The organism is Kitasatospora setae KM-6054, assembly GCF_000269985.1.
GTDB lineage: Bacteria > Actinomycetota > Actinomycetes > Streptomycetales > Streptomycetaceae > Kitasatospora > Kitasatospora setae.
On record NC_016109.1, the window covers coordinates 404,892 to 428,277 of the forward strand.

The 23,386-nt window shown below is 75.0% G+C and carries 13 protein-coding genes; 12 read left to right on the forward strand and 1 reads right to left on the reverse strand.

All coding sequences use genetic code 11. The annotated features are described in order from the left end of the window. Window positions 1–36: 36 nt before the first annotated feature. Window positions 37–1,515, forward strand: coding sequence for an MFS transporter (locus tag KSE_RS01740; RefSeq protein ID WP_014133530.1), 1,479 nt, complete (start codon window positions 37–39; stop codon window positions 1,513–1,515). A 93-nt stretch (window positions 1,516–1,608) separates the two neighbouring features. On the opposite strand, the gene KSE_RS01745 is transcribed toward KSE_RS01740, so the two are convergent. After that, the gene (locus KSE_RS01745) at window positions 1,609–1,923 is read right to left on the reverse strand and encodes a hypothetical protein (protein WP_033258939.1); all 315 of its coding nucleotides are present in this window, start codon (window positions 1,921–1,923) and stop codon (window positions 1,609–1,611) included. A gap of 169 nt (window positions 1,924–2,092) precedes the next feature. On the opposite strand from KSE_RS01745, the gene KSE_RS01750 reads away from it, so the two are divergent. The 11 genes from KSE_RS01750 (at window position 2,093) to KSE_RS01800 (ending at window position 23,386) form a co-directional block, all read left to right on the forward strand. Continuing rightward, on the forward strand, window positions 2,093–10,546 hold the full coding sequence (locus tag KSE_RS01750; RefSeq protein ID WP_014133532.1) for a ricin-type beta-trefoil lectin domain protein: 8,454 nt from the start codon (window positions 2,093–2,095) through the stop codon (window positions 10,544–10,546). A gap of 122 nt (window positions 10,547–10,668) precedes the next feature. Further along, entirely contained in the window at window positions 10,669–11,514 is an 846-nt protein-coding gene (locus tag KSE_RS01755) for a hypothetical protein (RefSeq protein ID WP_014133533.1), read from the forward strand. 94 nt (window positions 11,515–11,608) lie between these two features. After that, window positions 11,609–12,022, forward strand: coding sequence for a CU044_2847 family protein (locus KSE_RS01760; RefSeq protein ID WP_014133534.1), 414 nt, complete (start codon window positions 11,609–11,611; stop codon window positions 12,020–12,022). 17 nt (window positions 12,023–12,039) lie between these two features. After that, complete coding sequence (locus tag KSE_RS01765) at window positions 12,040–14,067, forward strand: VMAP-C domain-containing protein (RefSeq protein ID WP_014133535.1); 2,028 nt, start codon at window positions 12,040–12,042, stop codon at window positions 14,065–14,067. Then, entirely contained in the window at window positions 14,064–15,092 is a 1,029-nt protein-coding gene (locus KSE_RS01770; RefSeq protein ID WP_014133536.1) for an AAA family ATPase, read from the forward strand. Before KSE_RS01765 ends, KSE_RS01770 begins: the two co-directional genes overlap by 4 nt. Then, window positions 15,089–18,775, forward strand: a complete 3,687-nt coding sequence (locus KSE_RS42605; RefSeq protein WP_014133537.1) for an SAV_2336 N-terminal domain-related protein — start codon at window positions 15,089–15,091, stop codon at window positions 18,773–18,775. The genes KSE_RS01770 and KSE_RS42605 overlap by 4 nt, the downstream gene beginning before the upstream one ends. Before the next feature lie 51 nt (window positions 18,776–18,826). After that, window positions 18,827–19,261 carry a hypothetical protein gene (locus KSE_RS01780; protein ID WP_014133538.1) on the forward strand — a complete coding sequence of 145 codons (435 nt, stop codon included), beginning with the start codon at window positions 18,827–18,829 and terminating at the stop codon, window positions 19,259–19,261. 62 nt (window positions 19,262–19,323) lie between these two features. Continuing rightward, window positions 19,324–20,628 (forward strand): GNAT family N-acetyltransferase, encoded by a 1,305-nt coding sequence (locus tag KSE_RS01785; protein WP_014133539.1) that lies wholly within the window; start codon window positions 19,324–19,326, stop codon window positions 20,626–20,628. Between the two features lie 55 nt (window positions 20,629–20,683). Beyond that, on the forward strand, window positions 20,684–21,445 hold the full coding sequence (locus KSE_RS01790; RefSeq protein WP_014133540.1) for an isocitrate lyase/PEP mutase family protein: 762 nt from the start codon (window positions 20,684–20,686) through the stop codon (window positions 21,443–21,445). Window positions 21,446–21,536: 91 nt separating this feature from the next. Continuing rightward, window positions 21,537–22,070 (forward strand): MarR family winged helix-turn-helix transcriptional regulator, encoded by a 534-nt coding sequence (locus tag KSE_RS01795; protein ID WP_014133541.1) that lies wholly within the window; start codon window positions 21,537–21,539, stop codon window positions 22,068–22,070. Beyond that, entirely contained in the window at window positions 22,061–23,386 is a 1,326-nt protein-coding gene (locus KSE_RS01800; RefSeq protein WP_014133542.1) for an MFS transporter, read from the forward strand. Before KSE_RS01795 ends, KSE_RS01800 begins: the two co-directional genes overlap by 10 nt.

A 23,386-nucleotide genomic window follows, 5' to 3' on the forward strand; every position in this document is an offset into this window, starting at 1 on the left:
ACGCACCACACCACCCCGTCCCGAGAGGAGGCCGCCATGGCCGGCACCACCACCGCCGCACCCGCGGCACCGCCGTCCCGTACCTACCCGTCGCTGCGCGCGGCGTGGATCCCGCTGGCCGCGCTCTGCCTGGCCTTCTTCGTCGAGATGGTCGACAACACGCTGCTGTCGATCGCCCTGCCCACCATCGGCCGCGACCTCGGCAGCGGCACCACGGCCCTGCAGTGGGTCACCAGCGCGTACTCGCTGACCTTCGGCGGCCTGCTGCTGACCGCCGGGTCGATGGCGGACCGGCTCGGTCGCCGCCGCGTCCTGCTGGTCGGGCTGGCCGTCTTCGGCGTGCTCAGCCTGTGCGTGGTCGCCGTCACCGGGGCGGGGCAGCTGATCGCCCTGCGGGCCGGCCTCGGCGTCGCCGCCGCGGCCATGGCGCCGATCACCAACTCGCTGGTCTTCCGGCTCTTCGACGACCAGAAGCTGCGGATGCGGGCGATGACCGTGATGATCGTCGTCGGCATGTCCGGCTTCGTCCTCGGCCCGCTGCTCGGCGGCACCGCGCTGGCCCACGTGAAGTGGCAGTGGCTGCTGCTGGTCAACGCCCCGATCGCGCTGATCGCGGCGGTCGGCGTGCGGCTCGGCGTGCCCGCCGACCGGCCGGAGGACCTCACCCGGGACCGGCTCGACCTGCCCGGCGCGGTGCTGAGCATCGCCGCGATCGGCCTGGCCTGCTACTCGCTCACCAGCGGCGTGGACCACGGCTGGCTCTCCACCGGCACCGTCGCCTCCGTCGTCGGCGCCCTCGTCGCGGGCACCGCCTTCGTCTGGCACGAGCGGCGCACCCCCTCGCCGATGCTGGACCTCAAGCTCTTCACCAACGGCACCGTCCGCGGCGCGGCCGTCGCCCAGGTCGGCACCGCCATCGCGATGGCCGCCATCATGTTCGGCCTGATCCTGCACTTCCAGTACGCCTACGGCTGGAGCCCGGTCAAGGCCGGCCTGGCGAACCTCCCGATCATCCTGACCATGCTCGGCGCGACGCCGCTCTCCGAGTGGCTGGCCAGGCGCTTCGGCCACCGCGTCGCCTGCCTGATCGGTGCCGCCTGCCTGGCCGGCTCGCTGGCCGGCCTCGCCTGGGGCGTCTACCACGGGTACGCCGCCATCGCGGTCTGCATGGTCGTGATGACGGTGGGCCTGCGCACCGTCATGACGATCTGCGCGATCGCCCTGGTCGAGGCGGTGCCGGAGAACCGCACCTCGATCGGCACCGCGCTGAACGACACCGCGCAGGAGGTCGGCAGCAGCGTCGGCACCGCCGTCGTCGGCACCCTGATCGCCGCCCTGGTCACCACCCAGCTGCCGGCCGGCACCTGGGACAGCGGCCTGGTCGACTCGTTCTTCCACGGCGAGCGGATCACCTACGCCGTCCTGGCGGTGGTCGTCGCCCTGGTCACCACGGTCGGCGCGCTCTCCCTCACCGACTCGCGCAGCACCGAGGAGCACCCGGACGCCGCCGAGTAGCCCCCGCCCAGCCCCTCCCCCGCCCCCGTGCCGTGACCGGCGCCCCGCCTCCCCGGCGGGGCGCCGCTCGCGCGTGCGGCCGTGTCCCGGCGCTCAGCCGTCCCGGGGTTCGAAGTCGCCGGGCCGCCAGCCGCCGTCGAACGCGGCCCGCTCCGGCCCGCAGATCCGGAAGCAGGCGAACCAGCCGCGACCGGGGACGGTCTGGATCCAACGGCCGTCCGCGCCGGCCGGCCGCTCGGGGCCGAACCGGAGGTCGACCGCGTCGGCGCCGTCGGCGGGCTCCAGCGTGTCGAACAGCGAGCGCAGCGCGGCCTGCCCCTGCGCGGCGTCGACCTCGGAGCGGGTCCGGGCTCGGCCAGCGGCAGCCGGGCGTTCGTTCGCCCCGCTCTTCACCGCGATGCGCCGCAACCTCCGAGTTGCGGCGCATCGTCCTTTTTCGTCTCGCTTTTGATGCTTCGTCAGCCAATGCGTTATCAAATCGATACTCGGAGAAGAAGATTCGTAAAGACTCTCATGGGATCTTCATGAACTGGTCTTGACCTGACCACATGGAATCACCGAATCCCATGGAGTTGCTTTGCCACGGAAGTACTCGGCCTCACACGCGTTCGCGGGTGGGGCCTTCACCATACGAAGGACGCGGCGAATAGCCGTCCTCGCCGCCCTCGGCCTGCTGGTGGAGACGGGAGTGGCGCTGGACGCCCTCTCCGCCTCCCCGGCGGCGGCCGCCGACGCCAAACCGTCCGCCCAGCAGACGGCCTCCCAGGTCACGGAGGCGCCCGACCAGTCCTCCGCGCTGCTGGCGGCGCGGCTGAACAACCGCCGGATCGAGGTCACCGGCGCCCGCACCGAGAACACCACGCTGTGGGCCGAGCCGAACGGCGGCCTCACCCAGGAACTCTCGGCCGGCCCGGTCCGGATGCGGGTCGGCGACGCCTGGGTGCCGGTCGACACCACGCTGGTGGAGACCGGCGACGGCTCCGTCGCCCCGAAGGCGCACCCGGAGGGCCTGGTCTTCTCCGGCGGTGACGCCTCGGTGAAGGTCGGCGACGCCCTGCCGGGCAGCACGGCTCCGGCCGCGCCGCCCGCGACGGCGTCCGCGACACCGTCCGCCACCGCCTCGCCGTCCGCTTCTCCCTCCGCCGCTCCCTCCGCCTCCGCCTCTCCCTCTGCATCCGAGCACGCCTCGCGCGCGCTGGCCCGCCCGGCGCTGGCCGCCGCCGACGCGGCCCCGGCGGAGCGGGAGTTGGTGAAGCTCGGCTCCGACGGGGGCCGGGTCGAGCTGGGCTGGCTGGGCCGGCTGCCGAAGCCGAAGCTCTCCGGCTCGACCGCGACCTACACCGACGCCCGTCCGGGCGTGGACCTGGTGCTGGAGGCGACCCGGACCGGCTTCGAGCAGTACCTGGTCGTCAAGAGCAGGGACGCGGTCTCGCAGGCCGGCACGCTGACCCTGCCGCTGGACACCACCGGCTACCGGGTGGAGCGCCAGGAGGACGGCTCGATCCACCTGACCGACCCGGCGGGCGCCAAGCCGACCGTCCGGATCCCGGCCCCGGTGATGTGGGACGCCTCGGTGGACGAGCGGTCCGGCGAGCACCTGCGCCGGGGCGCGGTGTCGATGGAGCTGCGGAACGAGGGCGCGGACGCCGAGCTGGTGTTCACCCCGGACGCCGCGTTCCTGGCCGACCCGGCGACCGCGTTCCCGGTCACCGTGGACCCGGTGGTGGACGTCGGCACCAACTTCGACACCTTCGTGCAGAGCGACTACGCCTCCGACCAGTCCTCGGCCACCGAGTTGAAGATCGGCACCTACAACGGCGGTGCGGTCAAGGCGCGTTCGTTCCTGCACTTCGCGGGGGCCGGGTTCAACGGCAAGCAGATCCAGAACGCCAAGCTGTACCTGGCGAACTACCACTCCTACTCGTGCTCGCCCCGGCAGTGGGAGGTGTGGGCGGCCCAGTACGCCTCGACCGGCAGCCGGTGGAGCAACCAGCCCGGGCTGATCTCGCGCTACGCGGTCTCCGACGAGACCCGGGACATCGCGGGCGACGGCGACGGCTACGACTGCTACGGCAACGGCGGCACCTACTGGGTCGGCGCGGACGTCACCAACCTGGTCCGCGACTGGGCCGGGATGGGCGCGGGCACCTACGCGCTGGGCCTGAAGGCCGCGGACGAGAACGACTCGTACGGCTGGAAGCGGTTCGAGTCCTCCGAGGGCGCGCACTCGCCGTTCCTGTCGATCACCTACAACAGCGTGCCGCCGACCCCGTCGACGGTGGACGTGCTGCCCTCGCAGCAGGGCAACCCGCGCTACACCTCCTCGGCGAACCCGGTCTTCCAGGTGCTGGCCAGCGACCCGGACGGCGGCCCGGTCGGCGCGGACTTCGACCTCTACCGGGACGGCACCTACGTCCGGCGGGTCTACAAGGAGGGCCCGAACGGCAGTTACCTCCAGGTGCGGCCGACCGACTTCGGGCTGAGCCGGCTGGACGAGGGGGTGTCCTACGCGATCGGCGCGCGGCTGTGGGACGGCCAGGTCAACTCCGGCTGGACGCCCAGCGTCACCGTGGTCGCGGACACCGTGAAGCCGGGCGCGCCGCTGGTCGCCTCCGCCACCTACCCGTCCGACGGGCTGTGGCACGGCGCGGCCGGGCAGGCGGGCGCCTTCACCTTCACCCCGGCGAGCGGCGTCACCGACCAGACCGCCTTCGTCTACAGCCTGGACGGCGCCGCCGCGGTGACCGTCGACGCGACGGGCACCGCCAACGCCACCGTCACCCCGGCCGCGGACGGGCACCACACGCTGAAGGTGCAGTCGAAGGACCGGGCGGGCAACCTGTCCGACCCGACCGCGTACGCCTTCTCGGTCGGCCAGGCCGGTCTGGCCTCGCCGGTGGACGGCAGCCAGTCGGCCAGGCGGGTGAAGCTGCAGGTCGACGCGCAGACCCAGTACAAGCGGGTGGTCTACCAGTACCGGCGGGGCCCGGGCGCCGCCGAGTACAACGTGCCGACGGCCAACCTCACCAAGGCCGACAACACGCCGGTCACCGACCCGAAGCCGCTGCTGTCCGACCTCGGCCCGCACGCCAACTGGACGGTCGTCGACACCCTCGGCAACGTCGGCGGCGTGGTGCAGGTCCGCGCCCTGCTGTTCCCGCAGGACGGCTCGGGCAGCGGCTACGCCACCGCCTGGAACACCATCACCGTGGACCGCAACGCGGACGGCGCGGCGGGCGCGGAGATCGGGGCCGGCTCGGTCAACCTGCTGACCGGCGACTACTCGGTGAGCGTGACCGACGCCGACGAGGCCGGTTCCTCGGTGGCCCGCTCCTCGTCCTCCCGCGACCTCGCGCGCGGCTGGCAGCCGCAGGGCGAGCGCCTGACGCCCAACCAGCGGCAGGTCACGTACGACACCAACGGCTTCGTGACCGGCCAGAACACGGTCGAGCGCTCCACCGCGCGCGGCCACGACAACTCGACCGACTCGCTGCGGATCGTGCCCACCGGCACCGACTCGTACGCCGCGCTCGGCGCCGACAACGCCCTCGCGATGGGCCTGAAGCCGGGCCGGACCTACCGGCTGACCGGCTGGATCTACGTCCCGGCGGCCACCGGCCTGAGCCCGGACTACACCGACCGCGGCCTGCGGCTGGCCGGCTTCGTCCGCACCTCGGCGGGCTACGCCCAGACCACCTCGAACAAGGCGTCCTTCACCGACGGCTGGCAGCAGCTGACCGTCGACCTGGCCGTGCCGGCGGGCGCCACCGAGGCGTTCTTCCGGCTCTACAACGGCTTCTCGGCCGCCGGCAAGGAGGTGTTCTTCGACGACCTGTCGCTGAAGGAGATCGTCGCGCCGTTCGGCCCGCAGTGGTCCGGCGGCCCGGACGCGGGCGCGGGCTCCGACTACCGCTCGCTGTCGTTCCCGGAGTCCGACCTCGCGGAGATCAAGCTCAACGACGACTCCGCGCTGACCTTCGCCAAGGGCACCGGCGGAACGTTCTTCCCCGAGCCCGGCGCCGAGTCGCTCACCCTGACCGCCCAGCCCGCCGCGGCCGGCCGGATCACCACCCCGACCACCGGACGCTGCCTGGACGTCAACAACAGCGGCACCGCCAACGGCACCGTCGTCCAGACCTGGGACTGCAACCCGTCCACCGCCCAGCAGTGGACGCTGGCCGACGACGGCTCGCTCCGGGCGCTCGGCAAGTGCCTGGACGTGCCGAACTCCTCCACGGCCGACTACGTCAAGCTGGCCATCTGGGACTGCAACGGCGGCGGCAACCAGAAGTGGGAGCTGCGCCCGGACGGCAGTCTGATGAACGCCAACTCGGGCAAGTGCCTGGACGCCCCGGACTCCGGCGGCCAGGGCACCCAGGTCACCCAGCACTGGTGCCACGGCGGCCTGAACCAGAAGTGGAACCCGGACAACACCGGCACCACCTACACCCTGACCGACCTGGACGGCTCCGCCACCGTCTTCGCCCGCGGCGCCGGCACCGACCAGTTCCAGGTCCGCAGTGAGAGCGGCCCGGAGGCCGCGTCCACCACCCGGTACGTCTACGACGTCACGGACGGCCGGGTGCTGCCCAAGCGCGCGGTGCCCGCCGTCGAGCCGGGCGTGGACGACACCAACAGGTGCACCGCGGACCCGCTGCCGCGCGGCTGCGACGCGATGGACTACGAGTACGCGACCGGCACCACGGCGGTGCCCGGGACCCCCGGTGACTTCACCGACCGGATCCGCGCGGTGAAGTCCTGGTCGTGGAACCCGGCGACGTCCAAGCAGGAGGCCGTCGAGGTCGCCCGCTACCTGTACGACGAGCAGGGCCGGCTGGTGCAGGTCTGGGACCCGCGCCTGGCCCAGCCGCTGAAGACCGCGTACGCGTACGACGCGGCGGGCCGGGTCACCCGGATCTCCCCGGCGGGCGAGCTGCCGTGGGACTTCGACTACGGCGCGGCGGCCGGCGACCCGGACGCCGGGCGGCTGCTGAAGGTCCGCCGGGGCGCCCTCGCCCCGGGCAGCAAGAGCCAGGTGAACGGCGAGATCGCCACCAAGGTGGTCTACAACGTGCCGCTGACCCGCGGCGCGGGCGGCCCGTACGACCTGTCCGGCGCGGACGTCGCGCAGTGGGCGCAGACCGACGCCCCGACCGACGCCACCGCCGTGTTCGGGCCGGAGGACGAGCCGGGCACCCACTCGGCGACCGCCACCGCCCCGGGCCCGAACGGCTACCGGCCGGCCGTGGTGCACTACCTCAACGCCTCCGGCAACGAGGTCAACACCGCCACCCCGTCGGTGGTCGACAAGGGCGACATCGACACCAGCGAGTACGACCGCTACGGCCACGCGGTGCGCGCCCTGAGCGCCACCAACCGTTCGATCGCGCTGGGCACCCACCCGGACACCGCCCGGTTCGCCGCCGAGCTCGGCCTCCCGGCGAACTCCGCCGACCGGGCCCGGCTGCTCGACTCCCGCACCACCTACAGCGCCGACGGCCTCGACGTGCTGGAGACCCTCGGCCCGCTCTACCGCGCCACCCTCGCCGAGGACGTGGCCGGCTCCTCCACCCCGGCGACCGTGACGGTCGAGGGCGAGGCGCTGCCGCGGCTCGGCACCACCGCGCAGGTCATCACCCAGAACGGCAGCTCGGCCTGGGTCGGCGGCGGCGGCTGGTCCGGCAACGCGCAGGTGATGCTGGTCGGCACGAAGGCGGGCGACAGCGCCTCGTTCCGGGTCACCGTCCCGGAGGAGGGCACGTACCTGCTCTCCGCGCGGATGACCCGGGCCGTCGACTACGGCACCGTCAAGTTCGTCCTGGACGGCACCGACGTCACCGGCACCTTCGACGGCTACAACAACGGCGTCACCACCTCGCCCTGGTCGGCCGGCGCGCCGGTCCGGCTGGCCCGCGGCGACCACCAGCTCGACCTGGTCGTCACCGGCACCAACCCGTCCGCCGTGTCGCCCTTCTACCAGGCGGGCATCGACACCCTCACCCTGACCAAGACCACCGTCAACCCGTCGCTGGCCGCCGGCACCCCGGTCCTGGCCCGCGACCACAACACCAACACCTACGACGAGGGCAAGCCCGACGGCCGGGCCTACCACCTGGTCACCACGGCCACCGACGGCGCCCGGATCGACGGCTACGCGCAGGACGCGGAGCAGCGGGTCACCAAGAACGGCTACGGCGCGCCGATCGGCGGCGCCTCCGGCTGGACGCTCGGGGTCGCGACGTCCGTCACCACGGACGCCACGGGCCAGGCGCTCACCGCCACCGTCCGCTACGACGCCTCCGGCCGCGCGGTGGAGTCCCGCAAGCCGGGCTCCACCGGGACCGACGCGTCCACCGTGAAGACCGTGTTCTACACGGCCGGCGCCAACCCGGACGACGCCGCCTGCGGCAACCGCCCCGAGTGGGCGGGCAGCCCGTGCACCACCGGCCCCGGCGGCGCGATCACCGGCGCCGACGCGGCCCGGATGCCGACCACCCTGCCGGTCAAGCGGGTCACCCGCTACTCCCGGTTCGGGGACGTCGAGGAGGTCACCGAGACCAACGCGGGCAAGTCCCGCACCTCGGTGACGGTCTACGACGGCGCGGACCGGATCGTCTCCGCCCAGATCACCTCCGACCAGGGCCAGGCCCTCCCGCAGGTCACCACCGAGTACGACCCGGCCACCGGCGACATCGTCAGGACCACCGCCGGCGGCAAGTCGCTGACCCGCGTCATCGACGCCCTCGGCCGGCTGATCTCGTACACCGACGCCGACGGCGGCACCACCACCACCGAGTTCGACGCGTACGGCAAGCCGACCAAGGTCACCGACCCGACCGGCTCCACCACCTACGCCTACGACCGCGCCAAGGAACCCCGCGGCCTGGTCACCTCCGTCAACGACAGCGTCGCGGGCGAGTTCACCGCCAAGTACGGCCCCGACGGGCAGCTGGTCGAACAGACCTACCCCGGCGGCATCGTCCGCAAGGACACCTTCAACGCGGTGGGCGAGGCCACCGGCCGCACCTACACCCGCGCCTCCGACGGCGCGGTCGTCTGGGCGCAGTCGGTCGACGTCTCCACCCAGGGCGTCGTCGCCACCGACACCTCGTCCACCGCGACCCGCTCCTACGCCTACGACCGCCTCGGCCGCCTCACCAAGGCCCGGCAGAGCACCGTCGCGGCGGGCTGCGTCACCCGGCAGTACGCCTTCGACGCGCACTCCAACCGCCTCGCCAAGTCCACCTCGCCGTCCACGGCGACCGGCGACTGCGGCACCGACAACCCCGCCACCGAGACCCACACCTACGACAGCGCCGACCGCCTCACCGACGCCGGGTTCAGCTACGACGCCTTCGGCCGCACGGTGACCACCGGCACCGGCTCCACCAACACCTACTGGGCCAACGACAAGGCCGCCTCCCAGCAGAAGGGCGACGACAAGCAGACCTGGCAGCTCGACCCGGCACACCGCTCCACCGCCTTCACCACCGAGAAGAAGCAGGCCGACGGCTCCTGGGCCAACGCCACCAGCAAGCTCAACCACTACGGCGACGACAGCGACGAGGTCCGCTGGACCATCGAGGACACCACCCAGGGCACCCTCACCCGCAACGTCTCCGGCCCCGACACCGACCTGGTCGCCACCACCAGCGGGACCGGTGACGTCCAACTCCAACTCACCAACCTGTTCGGCAGCGTCGTCGTCACCACCGACACCGCGCTGACGACGCCCAAGGTGCTGGACTACGACGAGTTCGGCATCCCCCAGGACGGCCAGGCCGGCGTCCGCTACGGCTGGCTCGGCGGCAAGCAGCGCTCCGCCGAGGCCCTCGACGGCGACATCCTGATGGGCGCCCGCCTCTACAGCCCCGCCCTCGGCCGCTTCCTCCAGGTCGACCCCGTCCCCGGCGGCAACGCCGGCCCGTACGACTACTGCACCGGCGACCCGGTCAACTGCACCGACCTCGACGGCAACTGGGGCATGCCCAAGTGGCTGAAGAAGACGGTCGAGGTCGTCGCCAAGGTCGCCGAGGTCGCCTCCTACATCCCCGGCCCGATCGGCGGCTTCGCCGCCGCCGTCTCCTCGGTGTCGTACGCGGCGACCGGCAACTGGGGCAAGGCCGCCGAGATGGCCGTGACCGCGGTGGCCGCCACGGTCGGCGCCAACACCGCCGTCAAGGCGGCCGTCACCGCGGTGAAGGCCACCCGGGCGGCGAAAGCCGTCGGCCGGGCCGCCGGAGCCGCCAGGACCGGCTACCGGGCCACGGCGAACGCGGCACGCCGGGTCATCGGCCGGTGCAACTCGTTCACGGCCGGCACCCTCGTCCTGATGGCCGACGGCAGCTACCTGCCGATCGGCCTGGTCGAGGAGGGCGACCTGGTCGCGGCGACCGACCCCGCGACCGGTGAGACCACCGAGCGCCCGGTGCTCACGGTGTTCACCTCCTTCGCCACCAAGCACTTGGTGGAGATCCGCACCGGCTCGGCGACGGACGGCGAGGGGATCGAAGCCACCGCCGCCCACCCGTTCTGGGTGGTCGACCGCGGCTGGGTCGACGCCGTCGACCTCCGGCCGGGCGACGGCCTGCTCGCCCCCGACGGCACCGTCACCACGGTCACCGGCGTCACGGACCGGGGCGAACTGGCCGACCAGCTCGTCTACAACCTCAACGTCGGGGACGTCCACACCTACGTGGTGTCGGACGGCGAACACGACGTCCTGGTCCACAACGCCAGTTGCACCACCCTGCCCACAGCCGCGAGCAATGCCCCCTCGGCGCGCGGCATCTACATCATCAGGTACAAGAACGGCGAGGCCTACATCGGCAAGTCCAAGAACATCCACAGGCGCCTGCACGAGCACAACCGGAAGGGGAAGCTCGGGAACGTGGCGTCGGTGCAGTACCAGCTGCGGCCCAAGGGCAGCCTGCGGAAGCTCGAACAGGGCTACATCAACCGCTTCAAGTGCTACGCCGGGGTGAAACTGACCAATAAGATCCGGGCGTCCCGGAAGTACGCCCACTGCTGATCCACCGTCTGCTGACCCTCTGAGCCGCGGCGGCGCGCGGCGGGCCGTTCCCCGGTCCGCCGCGCGCCGCCGCCCGACACTCACCACTCACCACTCACCACGAAACGCCGGGTACCCCGACCATGAAGATCAAGAAGCTCCGCTCCGGGCCGCAGGAACTACAACTCACCTGCGAGGACTGGCGGCCGGAGTACGCCGAACACTTCTCCGCTGGTGGCTGCGACGGCCTGTTCGTCGGCTGCCCCCGGCCGGACGCCGCGATCGACCTGTCCTTCGTCCGGACCCTGCCCGGGCTCCGCTCGGTCCGGCTCGGCCTCGGTGTCCGGGACCCGAGCCCGCTGTCCGACTGCGCCGGACTGACCGACCTGCGGATCGGGCTCGGCCAGCGGGGCCGGGTCGACTTCTCCGGCCTGACCGGTCTGCGCCGACTCGAAGCACCGGCGGGGGTCGGCCTGGAGACCGTCGCCGCCCTCACCGCCCTGGAGTCGGTCACCGCCCCGGGCTGGCGCCGTGGCAGCCTGGCGTCGGTCCTGGGCCCGAAACCCCGCCTCACCCAGCTGCGGATCGAGTGCCCGCGCACCGGCGAGGTGTCGATGAGCGGGGCGGAGGACTTGCCGGCGCTGCGTGAACTCCGGGTCTACGACGGCCGACTGCTCGACGCCGACGCGCTCACCGCCGTCCCGGGCCTGGGCTCCGTCGAGTTGTACGGTGCGAAGCCCGCCGGGGTGGAGTTCGTCTCCGGCCTGCTCCGCCTGGAGCGGCTCGTCCTGGAGAACTGCGGACCGATCCCCTCGCTCGCGCCCCTGGCGGACCACCCCGCGCTGCGCGAGGTGGTGCTGGCCGGCCGCACCGTCGTCGAGGACGGCGACCTCTCCCCCCTGGTGCACCACCCCGGGCTGCGGTACGTCGCCCTGGAGCGCGGCGCCGAGCACTACTCCCACCGTCCCGCCGAAGTCCGGCGGGGGTGACGGCCCGCCCGCCGGGTTCCGGCCCGGGCGGTGGGGCGGGCGTTCTAGCATGGGGGCGCCGTGGGGAGCGGCGGGATGGCGAAGGGGCGGGGAGATGCAACAGCAGCAGTTGGTCGAGTTGGAGCTGCCGGACGGGCAGACGGTCTGGGCGCTGGTGGACGGCCCGTCGGGGCCGCGCGACACCGGGTTCGGCGATCAACTGGCCACCCGGGTCGAGGGGTTGCGGGAGTCGTTGCAGGCGGTCGCGTCGAACGTGCGGGACGCGGTGGCGGCGGCCCGGCCGGACGAGGTGTCGGTGGAGTTCGGGCTGGAGCTGGCCGCCGGGCGCGGCGGGGTGGTGGCGGCGCTGACCGGTGTCGGCGGGAAGGCCACTTTCAAGGTCGGGCTGAAGTGGACCTCGGGAGGCACGCCGTCCGCCGCCGTGGCCCCGCCGGAGGAGGCCGCGGCCGAGGCGGGGTCCGAGCCGGGGTCCGAGCCGGGGGCCGGCGCTCCCGCCGTCGAGAGCTGAGCGGGCGCCCGCGCGCGATGCGGCACTCCGATCAACTGTCCGCCCTCCAGGGGCTGCTGGAGCACTGCCGGGTCCGGGTGGACGGCCGGACGACGGGCAGCGGTTTCTTCGTCGCGCCCGGTGTCGTGCTGTCCTGCGCGCACGTGGCGGGCGGTACGGTGGGCGGGCCGGCGTCGGTCGAGCACGAGGGCCGGGCGTACGCCGGGCGGGTGCTGGCCGCCGCGCCGGACGCGGCCGCGGCCGCCGCCTCCGGTCAATCCCTGTACCCGTTCCCGGACTTGGCGCTGCTGGAGCTGGACGATCCGCCGCCCGGGCACCCGTGCGTCTGGCTGGACCCGGAGGCGCCGCCGTTCCGGACCGAGCTGACCGCCGCCGGTTTCACCCCGCTGATGGGCGCCCGGCTGGCCAAGCTGGAGGCCGGCGGGCGGACCGGCCGGCCGGGGCAGGCGATGCTGGAGCTGGTGGGGGGCGAGGTCAACCCGGGCCTGTCCGGCGGGCCGGTGCTCAGCAGCCGGTCGGGCGGGGTGGTCGCGGTGGTGAAGGCCACCCGGGAGGCGGACACCGCGATGGGCGGCTACGGGGTGCCGGTGTCGGCGCTGCGGCTGCTCGACCCGGCGGTGTACCGGCGGGTGCTGGCCGCGCACGACCGCTTCCACGCGGCGGACGGCCGCTGGCGGGCGCTCGCCGACCCGCTGGCGGACGCGCCGGGCCGGGAGCGGCGTCCGCTCGCCGAACGGGACGCGGACCGGGCGTTCCTGGAGCTGCTCGCCGACCTGCCCGCGAGCCCGGAGCAGGGCCAGGGCCTCGGCGCCGAGCTGCGGGCCGCGTTCCTGCGCGCCGCCCCGGCGGGGGCCTTCGAGCCGGAGCTGCCGCTGCTGGACCGCCGCGACGTCTACCTGGAACTGGCCGCGCTGCTGCCGGCCGGCGACGGGCAGCTGCCGCCCGAACTCGCCTACTGCGCCGACCTGGTGCGCTCCCTGCCGCCGGGCGGGCCGCTGGCCCGGAGGCTCCGCGACCGGGTGCTGATCCGGGCCGCGGAGTCCGGTCTGGGCGAGGCGGCCCGCCGGCTGACCGACGGCGACGCACCGGAGCCGCCCCGCCCGGCCGCCTCGGTCCGCCCTTCGGTGATCGCCCGGGTCCGGCACTCGCTGCGCGACCGCACCCGCTACCACGTGATGCTGTGGCGCTTCCACGGCCCGGAGGAGATCGTCCCGGCCGGGGCGGAGTCCGCCGAGCTGCCGCTGCCCGGGGCGCTCGCCCTGCTGGCCGGGTCGCTGCCCGCGCAGATCGAGACGGTGGAGGCGCTGGACGACGCCGGCCGCCCGGCGCTGGTGGAGCTGATCCTGCCGCACGAGGCGCTGGACGAGGACTACGCGGACTGGCAGTTGTGGCCGGAGCAGTTCTGGTCGACGCTGGGCCGCGACCACCACCTGGTGGTCCGCTCGCTGGAGCGCCACCAGGAGCCGCGGCTGCACCGCCCCTGGCAGGTCCGCTGGGAGCGGTTGGCCGACCGGCCGCTCGGCGGGGCGCTGGTCTGCGTGTGCGGGCGCGGCCGGTTGCAGCAGCCGCGGGCGCTGAACGCCGCGTTCAACACCGCGCCGGGGGTGGCCGCGCTGGCGCTGGCCGGCTCCCCGCGCGAGGGCGAGTTGGCGCAGGCGTTCCGGGTCGCGGTGGCCTCCGGGGTGCCGGTGATGCTGTGGGAGCGCGGCGGCGAGCCGCACTCGCTGGGCGCGGACGCCTGCGCCACCGGGTGCGCCGCGCCGGGCCGGGGGGACTGCGCGGGCGGCCGGTTCCTGCGCGCGGCGCGCGCCGCGCTCGCGGACACGCACCGGGACGCCGCCCCGGACCGGGTGTCGGTGCTGCGCAACGAGGCAGAACTCCTGGTGGCGGCGGACGGCCCGGACCCGGCGCCGGAACCGCCGCTCGGTGACCGGGTGGTGCTGCTCTGGGACGATCCGGCCCGCCGCCTGCCCCGCACCCGTCTCGCCCCGGCCGGGCCGGCCGGCCCGGTGGCACCCGACCCTCTGGAAGGACTCCCGCGATGACCCTCCGGCGCATCTACCAGGGCGTGGACGAACCCCACGACCGGATCTCCGAGCTGCCGCCCCCGCCGCCCTGGCGGGAGTTCGACGGCGGCGCGGACGGCACGCTGGCCGCCGTGGACCGCGACGCGGCCGGCGGCGGCCGCCGCCGCCTGCCCCGCCGGGCCGCGTACCGGGCCGACGAGCGCACCGTCGACGCGGTCAACACCGCGCTGTACCTGCGCCGTCCGCTGCTGGTCAGTGGCGACCCGGGGGTCGGCAAGTCGACGCTGGCCGACGCGGTCGCCCGCGAGCTGCGGCTGGGCCCGGTGCTGCGCTGGTCGGTGAACAGCCGTACCACGCTGCGCGACGGCCTGTACCGGTACGACTCGCTGGGCCGACTGGAGGACGCCGGCCTGGCCCGCAACCAGGGCCCGTTCGCCGAGACGTCCCCGTCCGACCTCGGGCGGTACGTCAGCCTCGGGCCGCTGGGCACCGCGCTCGCCCCGTACGCGCTGCCCCGGGTGCTGCTGGTCGACGAGATCGACAAGGGCGACCTGGACCTGCCCAACGACCTGCTGGACGTGTTCGAGGAGGGCGGCTTCGAGGTCCCCGAGCTGACCCGGGCCGCCGACCAGCAGCCGGTGGTCGCGGTGCGCCCGTACGACGGCGGGGCGGCGGTGCGGGTGGTGCGCGGGGCGGTGCAGTGCCGGGCGTTCCCGTTCGTGATCCTGACCAGCAACGGCGAGCGGGAGTTCCCGCCCGCGTTCCTGCGCCGCTGCATCCGGCTGCGCCTGCCGTCCGTGCACCAGGACGGCGAGCGGCTGCGGGCGATCGTCGAGGCCCACCTGCCGGGTGCGGGCGCGGCCGCCGAGGCCGCCATCGGGGCGTTCCTCGCCCGGGCCGCGACCGGCGAGCTGGCCACCGACCAACTCCTGAACGCCATCTACCTGTTGGCCCCGGACAGCGGCTCCGGCGGGCCGGACCGGGAGCGGCTGCTCGACCTGGTCATGCAGCACCTCAACGACTCCGCGCCCGGCCGGCCGTGACCGGCGCGGCCCCCGACCCGGAACGCGACGCCGTCCGCCGGCTGGCGGCGCTGCTCGCCGCCCTCCCCGCCCTCGCGGGCGAGGACGGGCCGGCCCCGACCGGACGCGAACTCGCCGACCTGCTCTGGCTGCGCGCCCGACTGGGCGGGACGGAACCGCACCCTCTCGAACCCGACGTACCGTCCACCACCCTGCCGGATCGGCCGGTCGCCCCGCCGGACCCCTCCCCCGAGCCGCACCGCCCGCCCGCCGCGCCCGAGGCCCCCGCCACCGGGCGCCGCCCGCTCCACCTGCCCGGCCCGGCCCCCGCCGCACCCCCGGCGGACGGCCCGCGGGCCGCCGCGCCGATCCGGGTCGGCACCGCCCGCGCCCTCCCGCGCCGCCGCGAACTCGTCCGCGCGCTGCGCCCGTTGAAGCGCGGCGTGCCGTCCAGCGACCGCACCGTGCTGGACGAGGACGCCACCGCCGAGCGGCTCGCCCGCGACCCGCGCTGGTGGCCGGTGCTGGTGCCCGCCGTCGACCGCTGGCTCGGCGTCCGGCTGGTGGTCGACGCGCACGGCGACAGCGCGGCGCTCTGGGAACCGCTGGCCCGCGAACTGCTCGCCGTGCTGGCCGAGTCGGGCATCTTCCGGGACGTCCGGCTGCACCACCTGACCGGCCTCGAACCCGGCTCCCGCCCCGGCCCCGGCTCCGGCACCGGCCCCGTCCTCCCGGACGAGGACAGCGCCGCGCGGCCGCCCGGGCGCACCGCCACCCTGCTGCTCACCGACGGCGTGCACCCGGGCTGGGCCGGGCCGCGGCTGCGCGCCGCGCTGCGCCGCTGGGCGCTGGCCGGGCCGACCGCCGTCCTGCACACGCTGCCCGAACACCTGTGGTCGCAGACCGCGTTGGCCCCCGAACCGGGCCGCTTCCGCACCGCCCACCGGGCCGATCCGCGCCCGCGCTTCACCCCGTACGGGCTCGTCCCGCCCCCGCAGCCGCCCGGCACCCTGGCCGTTCCGGTGCTGGGCCTCACCCCCGAGTGGCTCGCCCCCTGGGCCCGGGCCACCGCCGGAGCGCACGCCTACGACGCGCCCGCCGTGCTGCTCGCGCCCGGGCAATCCGCCGGCAGCGCACCACCTCCCGCGCAGTTCCCGCCGCCCACCGGCGACTTCGACTCCTTCCTGGCCCAGGCCCAGCCCCGGGTCTTCCGGCTGGCCGCGCTGCTCGCCGCCGTCGACCAGCTCAGCCTGGGCGTGATGCGGCTGGTGCAGTCCGCGCTGCTGCCCGACAGCCCGCCCGCCGACCTCGCCGAGATCGTCTTCAGCGGCATCCTGCGCATCGGGGAGAGCGCCCCCGGAGCCGAACCCCTCGGCCGCGCCTACGAGTTCGCCCCCGGCGTCCGGCAGCGCCTGCGCGCCACGCTGCGCCGCGACGAGGCCGAGCAGGTCGTCGCCACCCTCTCCGCCCACCTCGCCACCCGCAGCACCGCCCTGGCCGACCGCTTCACCGCCCTCGTCCCCGACCCGGCCGGCCCGCTCCCCCTCCCCGGCGCCGCCGCCTGGGCCCACGCCGCCGCCCCGGGCCCGGCCACCGGGCCCGGCCGGCGCTTCTTCCTCGCCCTCACCGGCGTCGCCGTCCCCGGCCCCGACGAACCCGACGCGGCGGCGCTGGCGGTGGGCGCCGAGCTGGTCGCCGAGGCGTTCGAGCGGCTCGGCTACCGGCCGACCGGCATCGACAGCCGACGCGGCACCGTCGAGGCGGTGCACGGCTGGGCCGAGGACGCCCGGCTGGGCTCCGACGACCTGGTGGCGGTCTACCTGGCGGGCCAGGTGATGGCCGGCTTCGGCCAGCAGGTCGAACTCCTGCTCCGCGAAAGCTTGTTGATCGTCGACCGACTGACCCTGGAGGAGTTCGGCCGCACCTTCGGCCGCCTCGGCCGGCTGCTGCTGATCGTCGACCAGCAGCCGCTGCGCACCCCGCCCTCCCTCCCGGTCCACACCCGCCCGTCCCTCACCCTGCTCACCCGCGGCGACGTCCCCGGCCTCGACTTCCCCCTCCTCCTCGCCGACCGGGTCCAGCAGGTCGCCGCCGGCGCCGACCCGTCCCGACTGCTGGAGTTCACCCGCCTCGCCCCGCCCGCGACCGCGTCGGCGCTGCGGCCGTTCCTCGTCCCGGAGGGCCGGCCCGGGACCCACCCGGGCCCCGAAGGGCCCTACCTGCTGGACCAGTTGGCCGCCTGGGTGAACGCGGAGCAGCCGGATCCCGCCCACCGGGAGCTGCGGGCCGTCCGGGCCGGGCAGTTGGACCTGTTCCTCGGCGTCCTGCGGCTGCTGTCCCGCCGCGTCCGGCAGAGCGTGCTGAACGTCGCCGCCGTGGGCCTCGACGGGGTGCGGCCGGTCATCGACGACTTGACCACACGGCCGACCCGCCGCGAACGGACCCTCCTGGTGCTGCTGTTCGACCCGATGGCACCGCCGGACCGCGCCAGGCTCTCCGCTCTGCTCCGCACTCTGCACGCGCTCACCGGCCCACCGGTCTTCCTGCTGCTGGTCAACTCCTTCACCGTGCCCCCCGCCGAACAGCTCCGGCTGGAACTGGCCGAGCAGCTGGTCCTGCTGGACCTCGCCCGGATCCAGGACCTCGCCGACATCTCACCGGGGCACGCCACCCGCGAGTACCACCGCCTGCTGGCGGCTACCCCGGTCTCCGGCAGCCCCGCCTGGCAGGCCGCGCTGATCCGGCTGTACGAGCGGGCCGCCACCCCGTACCCGGCCCGGCTCGACCGCGTGCAGGCCGCACTGACCACCGTCCCCGGCGCGGCCGACGCGGTGCTCGACCTCTCGGACCTGATCCGCGCCGATCCGTTCGAACTGGTGGAGCAGGTCTACGCGGTCCTGCTCGCGCTGGCCGACCGGGAGCCGGCCCCCGGCCTCCACGCGGTCGTCGACCGGGGGGAGTTGGACATGCTCGACCGGAAGGACCGGGTCACCGTCCACGACTGGATCGACAACGGCCTGGTCGAGGTCAGCGGCGGCCCTGCCCGGGCACTCGAAGTCGCCTTGCTCCTGGGGCTTCCGGTCGTCTCCACCGAACCGACCCGCGTGCCCAACTCCGGGCTCACCTACCTCGTCGTCACCCCCGCGGACGATCGTTCCGTACAACTGCTCGCCCTCCGCAACCCGCTCCACGGCAAGTACGACGCCGCCCACTACACCGGTCTCGCGCTGCACATCTGGCGCTGCCCGGTCCCGACCTGCACCCGGTACCTGCCCCGCTTCGACGCCCCGCCCCCGCTGCCCAGCCTCGACGGCGGCAGCGCCGTCTGCGCCGAACACCGCGGCCCGCTGCTCGCCTCCGGCCCGCGTCCCGCCGTCGCGCACTTCAAGGCCGTCGCCGACGACGACCGGTTCCGCACGGGCCAGTACGCCGTCGAGGAGGGCACCAGCGTCACCCTGGACAACCTCTCCGCCACCGCCTACAGCGTCCCGCTGACCGTCTCCTTCCGGGACGGCGCCGTCACCGTCCAGGCCGGCGACATCGGCGCGTCCTACCGCCCGCCCGGCTCGGAGTCGACACGCTGGCAGGACCTGATCCCGGACGCCCCGCTCCGCTGCCCGCCCGGCACCCGGATCACCGTCGCCCCGAACACCGTCCTGGTCCGCACCGGCGCCCCCGCTCCCGGCGAACTCCCTTCCCCCTGAAGCGCCTTGGGCCCGCCGGGCCCTGTCGGAGCCGACCCGTACGATCGCCGGGTGACGGACGACGAGATCATTGCGGCCTGCCTGCGGGTCGCCCGGGAGCGGCAGGCGCCGCCGCCCGCCCCGCCGGAGGCCGTGGCCGAGGCGGAGCGCGTCATCGGGTTCGCGTTCCCGGTGCTGCTGCGGCGGCTCTACACCGAGGTGTCCGACGGGGGCTTCGGCCCCGCCGACGGGGTCCCGCCGCTCGGCACCGGGTCGGGGCGGGAGCTGCTCACCGTGCCGTACGAGCACGGGCCGGATCCCACCGGGACGGTGCCGGCCGGCGTGGTGCCGCTCTACGACCTGGGGTGCACGATGTGGTGGATGGTCGACTTCCGCGATCCGGACGGCGCGATGTGGTACAACGCGGAGGGCGACTGCCAGCCGGAGGGGATCACCCTCGCCCAGTGGCTGGCCGGCGTGCTGGACGGGGAGCCGGGCCCGGCGTAGCAGGCGGGCGATCCGGCAAAACCGTTTGCCTCCGGGCGGGTTCACCGGCTGCGATGTGAGGCGTGATCACCGAGGTGCGCCCGCCGGGGCGGGACGAGATGCGCGCGTACTACCGGGTCCTGCCGTTCGCGAACGGACTGCCGCAGTGGGAGCCGACCGACGCCGCGTGGCACGGCGGGCCCGAACCGTGGCCGCCGCGGCGGCGGCCGGCCACGGACGAGCAGCTCGACGAATGGGCGCGGAAGGACGTCGGGGGCGGGTTGTTCCACCCGGTCGCGGCGTTCGCCGACGGGGTGTGCGTGGGCGGCTCGGCGATGCTCTCGTACCGGGTGACGGTCCCGGGCGGCGGGACGGTCGGAATGGGCGGTGTCACGTCCACCGCGGTGGTCGCCACCCACCGGCGGCGCGGCCTGCTGCGGCGGATGATGCGGGCGATGTTCGACGCGGCGCTGGAGCGGGGCGAACTCCTGGCGATGCTCAGCGCGAGCGAGGGCGGCATCTACGGCCGGTTCGGGTTCTCCCCGGCCACCCACCGCACCCGCTGGGAACTGGCCAGGCACCAGGGCGGGTTGCGGCCGGCCGCGCCCGACCCGGGCTCGCTGGAGCTGGTCGACGCGGCCGGGGCGCAGGCGGCCTGGCCGATCGTGCACGCGCTGGTACGGGCCGGGCGGGCCGGGCGGGCCGGTGAGCTGACCCCGCTGCCGGGGCACTGGGAGCGGCTGTCCGACGAGCCGAACGGCACCGACGGGCCCCCGCGGCACCTCGTCCACCGCGACCGGCACGGCGCCGTGGACGGCGCGGCCCGCTTCCGGCTGCCGTGGTCGCCGACGGCGGCGCACGCGGGCACGCTGGTGGTCGAGGCGCTGGAGGCGGCGAACCCGGCGGCCTACCGGGCGCTGTGGGCGCTGCTGCTCGACTTCGACCTGACCAGGACGGTCGTGGCGCCCGGCCGCCCGCGCGACGAGCCGCTGCGCTGGATGCTGGCCGACCCCCGGGCGATGCGCGTCACCCGCCAGTCCGACAACCTGTGGGCCCGCCTCCTGGACGTGCCCGCCGCGCTGTCCCGGCGGGCGTACGGCGGGGCGGACGAGCTGGTGTTCGGCATCGATGACGACCTGATGTGCCCCGCGAACAACCGGACTTGGCTGCTGCGGACGGACGGCGTCGAGACCGTCTGCGTCGCCACCGACCGGGCGGCGGAGCTGACGCTGACCACTCCGGCGCTCGGCTCGCTCTACTTCGGCGGCGCCTCGGTGCACGACCTGGCGTACGCGGGCCGCGCCACCCCGCACACCGCGGACGCGCTCGCCCGGACGGCCCGGCTGTTCCGGACCGACACCGAACCGCACAACTCCTTCGGCTTCTGAGGCTCCTGGCCCGGTTCCCCGCCCGCAGGCGGGGAACCGGGGTAGCGTCCTCGGCATGGACATCTCCACCACCGTCGAGCGCGCCCGGCGCCTCGCGCAGTTGCACGCCGACCACAAGCCGCTCGTGCTGCCCACCGTCTGGGACGTCTGGTCCGCGCGGACGGCCGTCGCCGCCGGGTTCCCGGCGCTGACGGTCGGCAGCCACCCGCTGGCCGAGTCCCGGGGCGCCGCGGACAACGAGGGGCAGACCTTCGAGGAGGTGCTGGCCGCCGTCCGGCCGATCATCGCGGCCGTCGACGTGCCCGTCTCGGTCGACCTGGAGGCCGGGTACGGGCAGTCGCCCGCCGACCTGATCGCCGGACTGGTCGGGGTCGGCGGCGTCGGCCTCAACGTCGAGGACACCGTCCACTCGGAGGGCGGCCGGCTGCGCGGCACCGAGGAGCACGCGCGGTACGTGGCGGGCCTGCGCGCGGCGGCGGACGACGCGGGCGTCCCGGTCTGGATCAACGGCCGCACCGACCTGTTCCTGCGCGCGCCGGAGCCCGCCGCCGTCCTCGACGAGGCGGTCGAGCGGCTGCTCGCCCTGGAGCGGGCCGGCGCCGACAGCGTCTACCCGGTCCGGATCCAGGACGACGACGCCCTGCTCACGGCGGTGGTCGGCGCCGTCCGCGTCCCCGTCAACTCCACCGCCCACCCGGTCCGGCACGACCTGGAGCGCTTCCGCCGCCTCGGCGTCGGCCGGATCACCAACGGCCCGCTGCTGCAACTCGCGGCGACGGACGCGGTCAAGGGGCTGCTCGGCGCCTGGAAGTCCTGAGGCCCCTGCCCGCCGGTCCGGGCCGCCGGTCCGGGCCGCCGTCCGCCGAAAAATACAACAGCACTTATACAAGCACTGTTACGATGGCCGCATGGCCTCGCAGCAGCCCGACCCCACTCGCCCCTCCGGCCCCACCGACCCCACCGACCCCACCGAGCAGAGCCTCTGGCGCCCGCTCCGCCTGCTCCAGGACGCGGTGGAGGCGGACATCGCCCGGCTGTACGCCGAAGCCCCCGTCGAGGGGCTCCGGTCGAGCTTCGTGATGGAGCTGCTGCGGCTGCACGCCCGGGGGCCGATGACCATCGGCGAGCTCGCCGAGTCCGTGCATCGCACGCACTCGGCGCTCAGCCAGAAGGTCGCCGCGATGCGGCGGGCCGGCTGGGTGGAGACCGTGCCGGGGGCGGACGCCCGGAGCAAGAAGGTCACGCTGACCGCGAAGGCGCGCGCGGTGGTCGCCCGGCTGGCCGCCGAGTGGGAGGCCACCGAGGCCGCGCTCGCCGAGCTGGAGGCCGAACTCCCGTACCCGCTCAGCCGGGTGGTCGCCGACATCGAGCAGGCGTTGGCCCGGCGGAGCTTCCACGATCGCCTCAGCGCGAAGCTCGCCGAGGACCCGCGGTGGCACTGACCCGGCACCTGGTGCTGGACGTCTCGCCGTTGCGTGGATCATCGGCGTTCCGCCGCTGGTGGCTCGGTACGGCGGTGTCCGGCCTGGGTGGCCAACTCGCTGTGGTGGCGGTGGTGTTCCAGGTCTGGGAGGGGACCGGCAGCACGGTGTGGACCGGTACGGTGGGCCTGGCCCAGGCGGTACCGCTGCTGGCGTTCGGACTGTTCGCGGGCGCGCTGGTCGACCGGTCGGACCGGCGGACGGTGTACCTGCTGGCCACCGCCGGGCAGGCCGGGTGCGCGCTGCTGCTCGCCCTGCAGGCGGCGTTGCGGCCGCTGCCGCCGGCCGGGGTGGTCGCGCTGGTGGCGGGCCAGTCCGCGTGCGCCGCGTTCGCGGGCCCGGCCGCCCGGGCGTTCCTGCCCCGGCTGCTCCCGCCGGAACGGCTCGCGGCGGGGCTGGCCCTGCAACGCGTCGCGTTCCAGGGGTCGATGCTGCTCGGCCCGGCCCTGGGCGGCCTGCTGATCGCGTCGGCGGGCGTCGGCGGCTGCCACCTGCTCGACGCGCTGAGCTTCGCCGCCGCCCTGTACGCCGCACTCCGCCTGCCGCGCCTGCGCCCGACCCCCGCCACTGCTCCGACCCCCGCCACCGCTCCGGGCGCCAACCCGGACCCGGCACCGGCCGCCCGCCCCCTGCGGGACGTCCGCGAGGGGCTGGCCTTCCTGGCCCGGACACCCGCCGTACGGGCCGCGCTGCTCGCCGACCTGGCGACCACCGTGCTGTCGATGCCGATCAGCCTCTTCCCGCTGGTCAACGCGGAGCGCTTCGGCGGCGGCCCGCGCACCCTCGGCCTGTTCCTGACCGCGATCGCCGCGGGCGGCCTCCTCGCCTCCGCCCTGTCCGGGACGTTCACCCGGCGGCCGAACCAGCCGCTGGTGATGCTCTGCGCCGCCGCGACCTGGGGCGGCGCGCTGGCGCTGTTCGGCCTGGCGTCCGGCGGGTGGCTCGGCCTGGCGCTGCTGGCCGTGGCCGGCGCGGCGGACACCGTGTCCGTGGTCGCCCGCGGCACGGTCGTCCAACTGCACACCCCGGACGGCCTGTTGGGCCGGGTCGGTGCGGCCGAGCAGATCGTCGGCACGGCCGGTCCCGACCTGGGCAACCTGCGCGGCGGCCTGGTCGCCGCCGCGACCTCCGGCACCACCGCCCTGGTCAGCGGCGGCCTGCTCTGCGTCGCCGCCGTCGCCGTGATCGGGGCCGGCACCCCCGCGCTGCGCCGCCCCCGCTCCCCGCACCGGGCCACCCGCTCCCCTGACCGCCCCGCCGGCCGTCCGTTCGCCTGA

Bases quoted from the DNA above. Each gene is read 5' to 3' on its own strand.
- KSE_RS01760 (WP_014133534.1), top strand. From the start codon at position 11,609: ATGCAACAGCAGCAGTTGGTCGAGTTGGAGCTGCCGGACGGGCAGACG.
- KSE_RS01740 (WP_014133530.1), top strand. From the start codon at position 37: ATGGCCGGCACCACCACCGCCGCACCCGCGGCACCGCCGTCCCGTACC.
- KSE_RS01795 (WP_014133541.1), top strand. From the start codon at position 21,537: ATGGCCTCGCAGCAGCCCGACCCCACTCGCCCCTCCGGCCCCACCGAC.
- KSE_RS01765 (WP_014133535.1), top strand. From the start codon at position 12,040: ATGCGGCACTCCGATCAACTGTCCGCCCTCCAGGGGCTGCTGGAGCAC.
- KSE_RS01770 (WP_014133536.1), top strand. From the start codon at position 14,064: ATGACCCTCCGGCGCATCTACCAGGGCGTGGACGAACCCCACGACCGG.
- KSE_RS01790 (WP_014133540.1), top strand. From the start codon at position 20,684: ATGGACATCTCCACCACCGTCGAGCGCGCCCGGCGCCTCGCGCAGTTG.
- KSE_RS01755 (WP_014133533.1), top strand. From the start codon at position 10,669: ATGAAGATCAAGAAGCTCCGCTCCGGGCCGCAGGAACTACAACTCACC.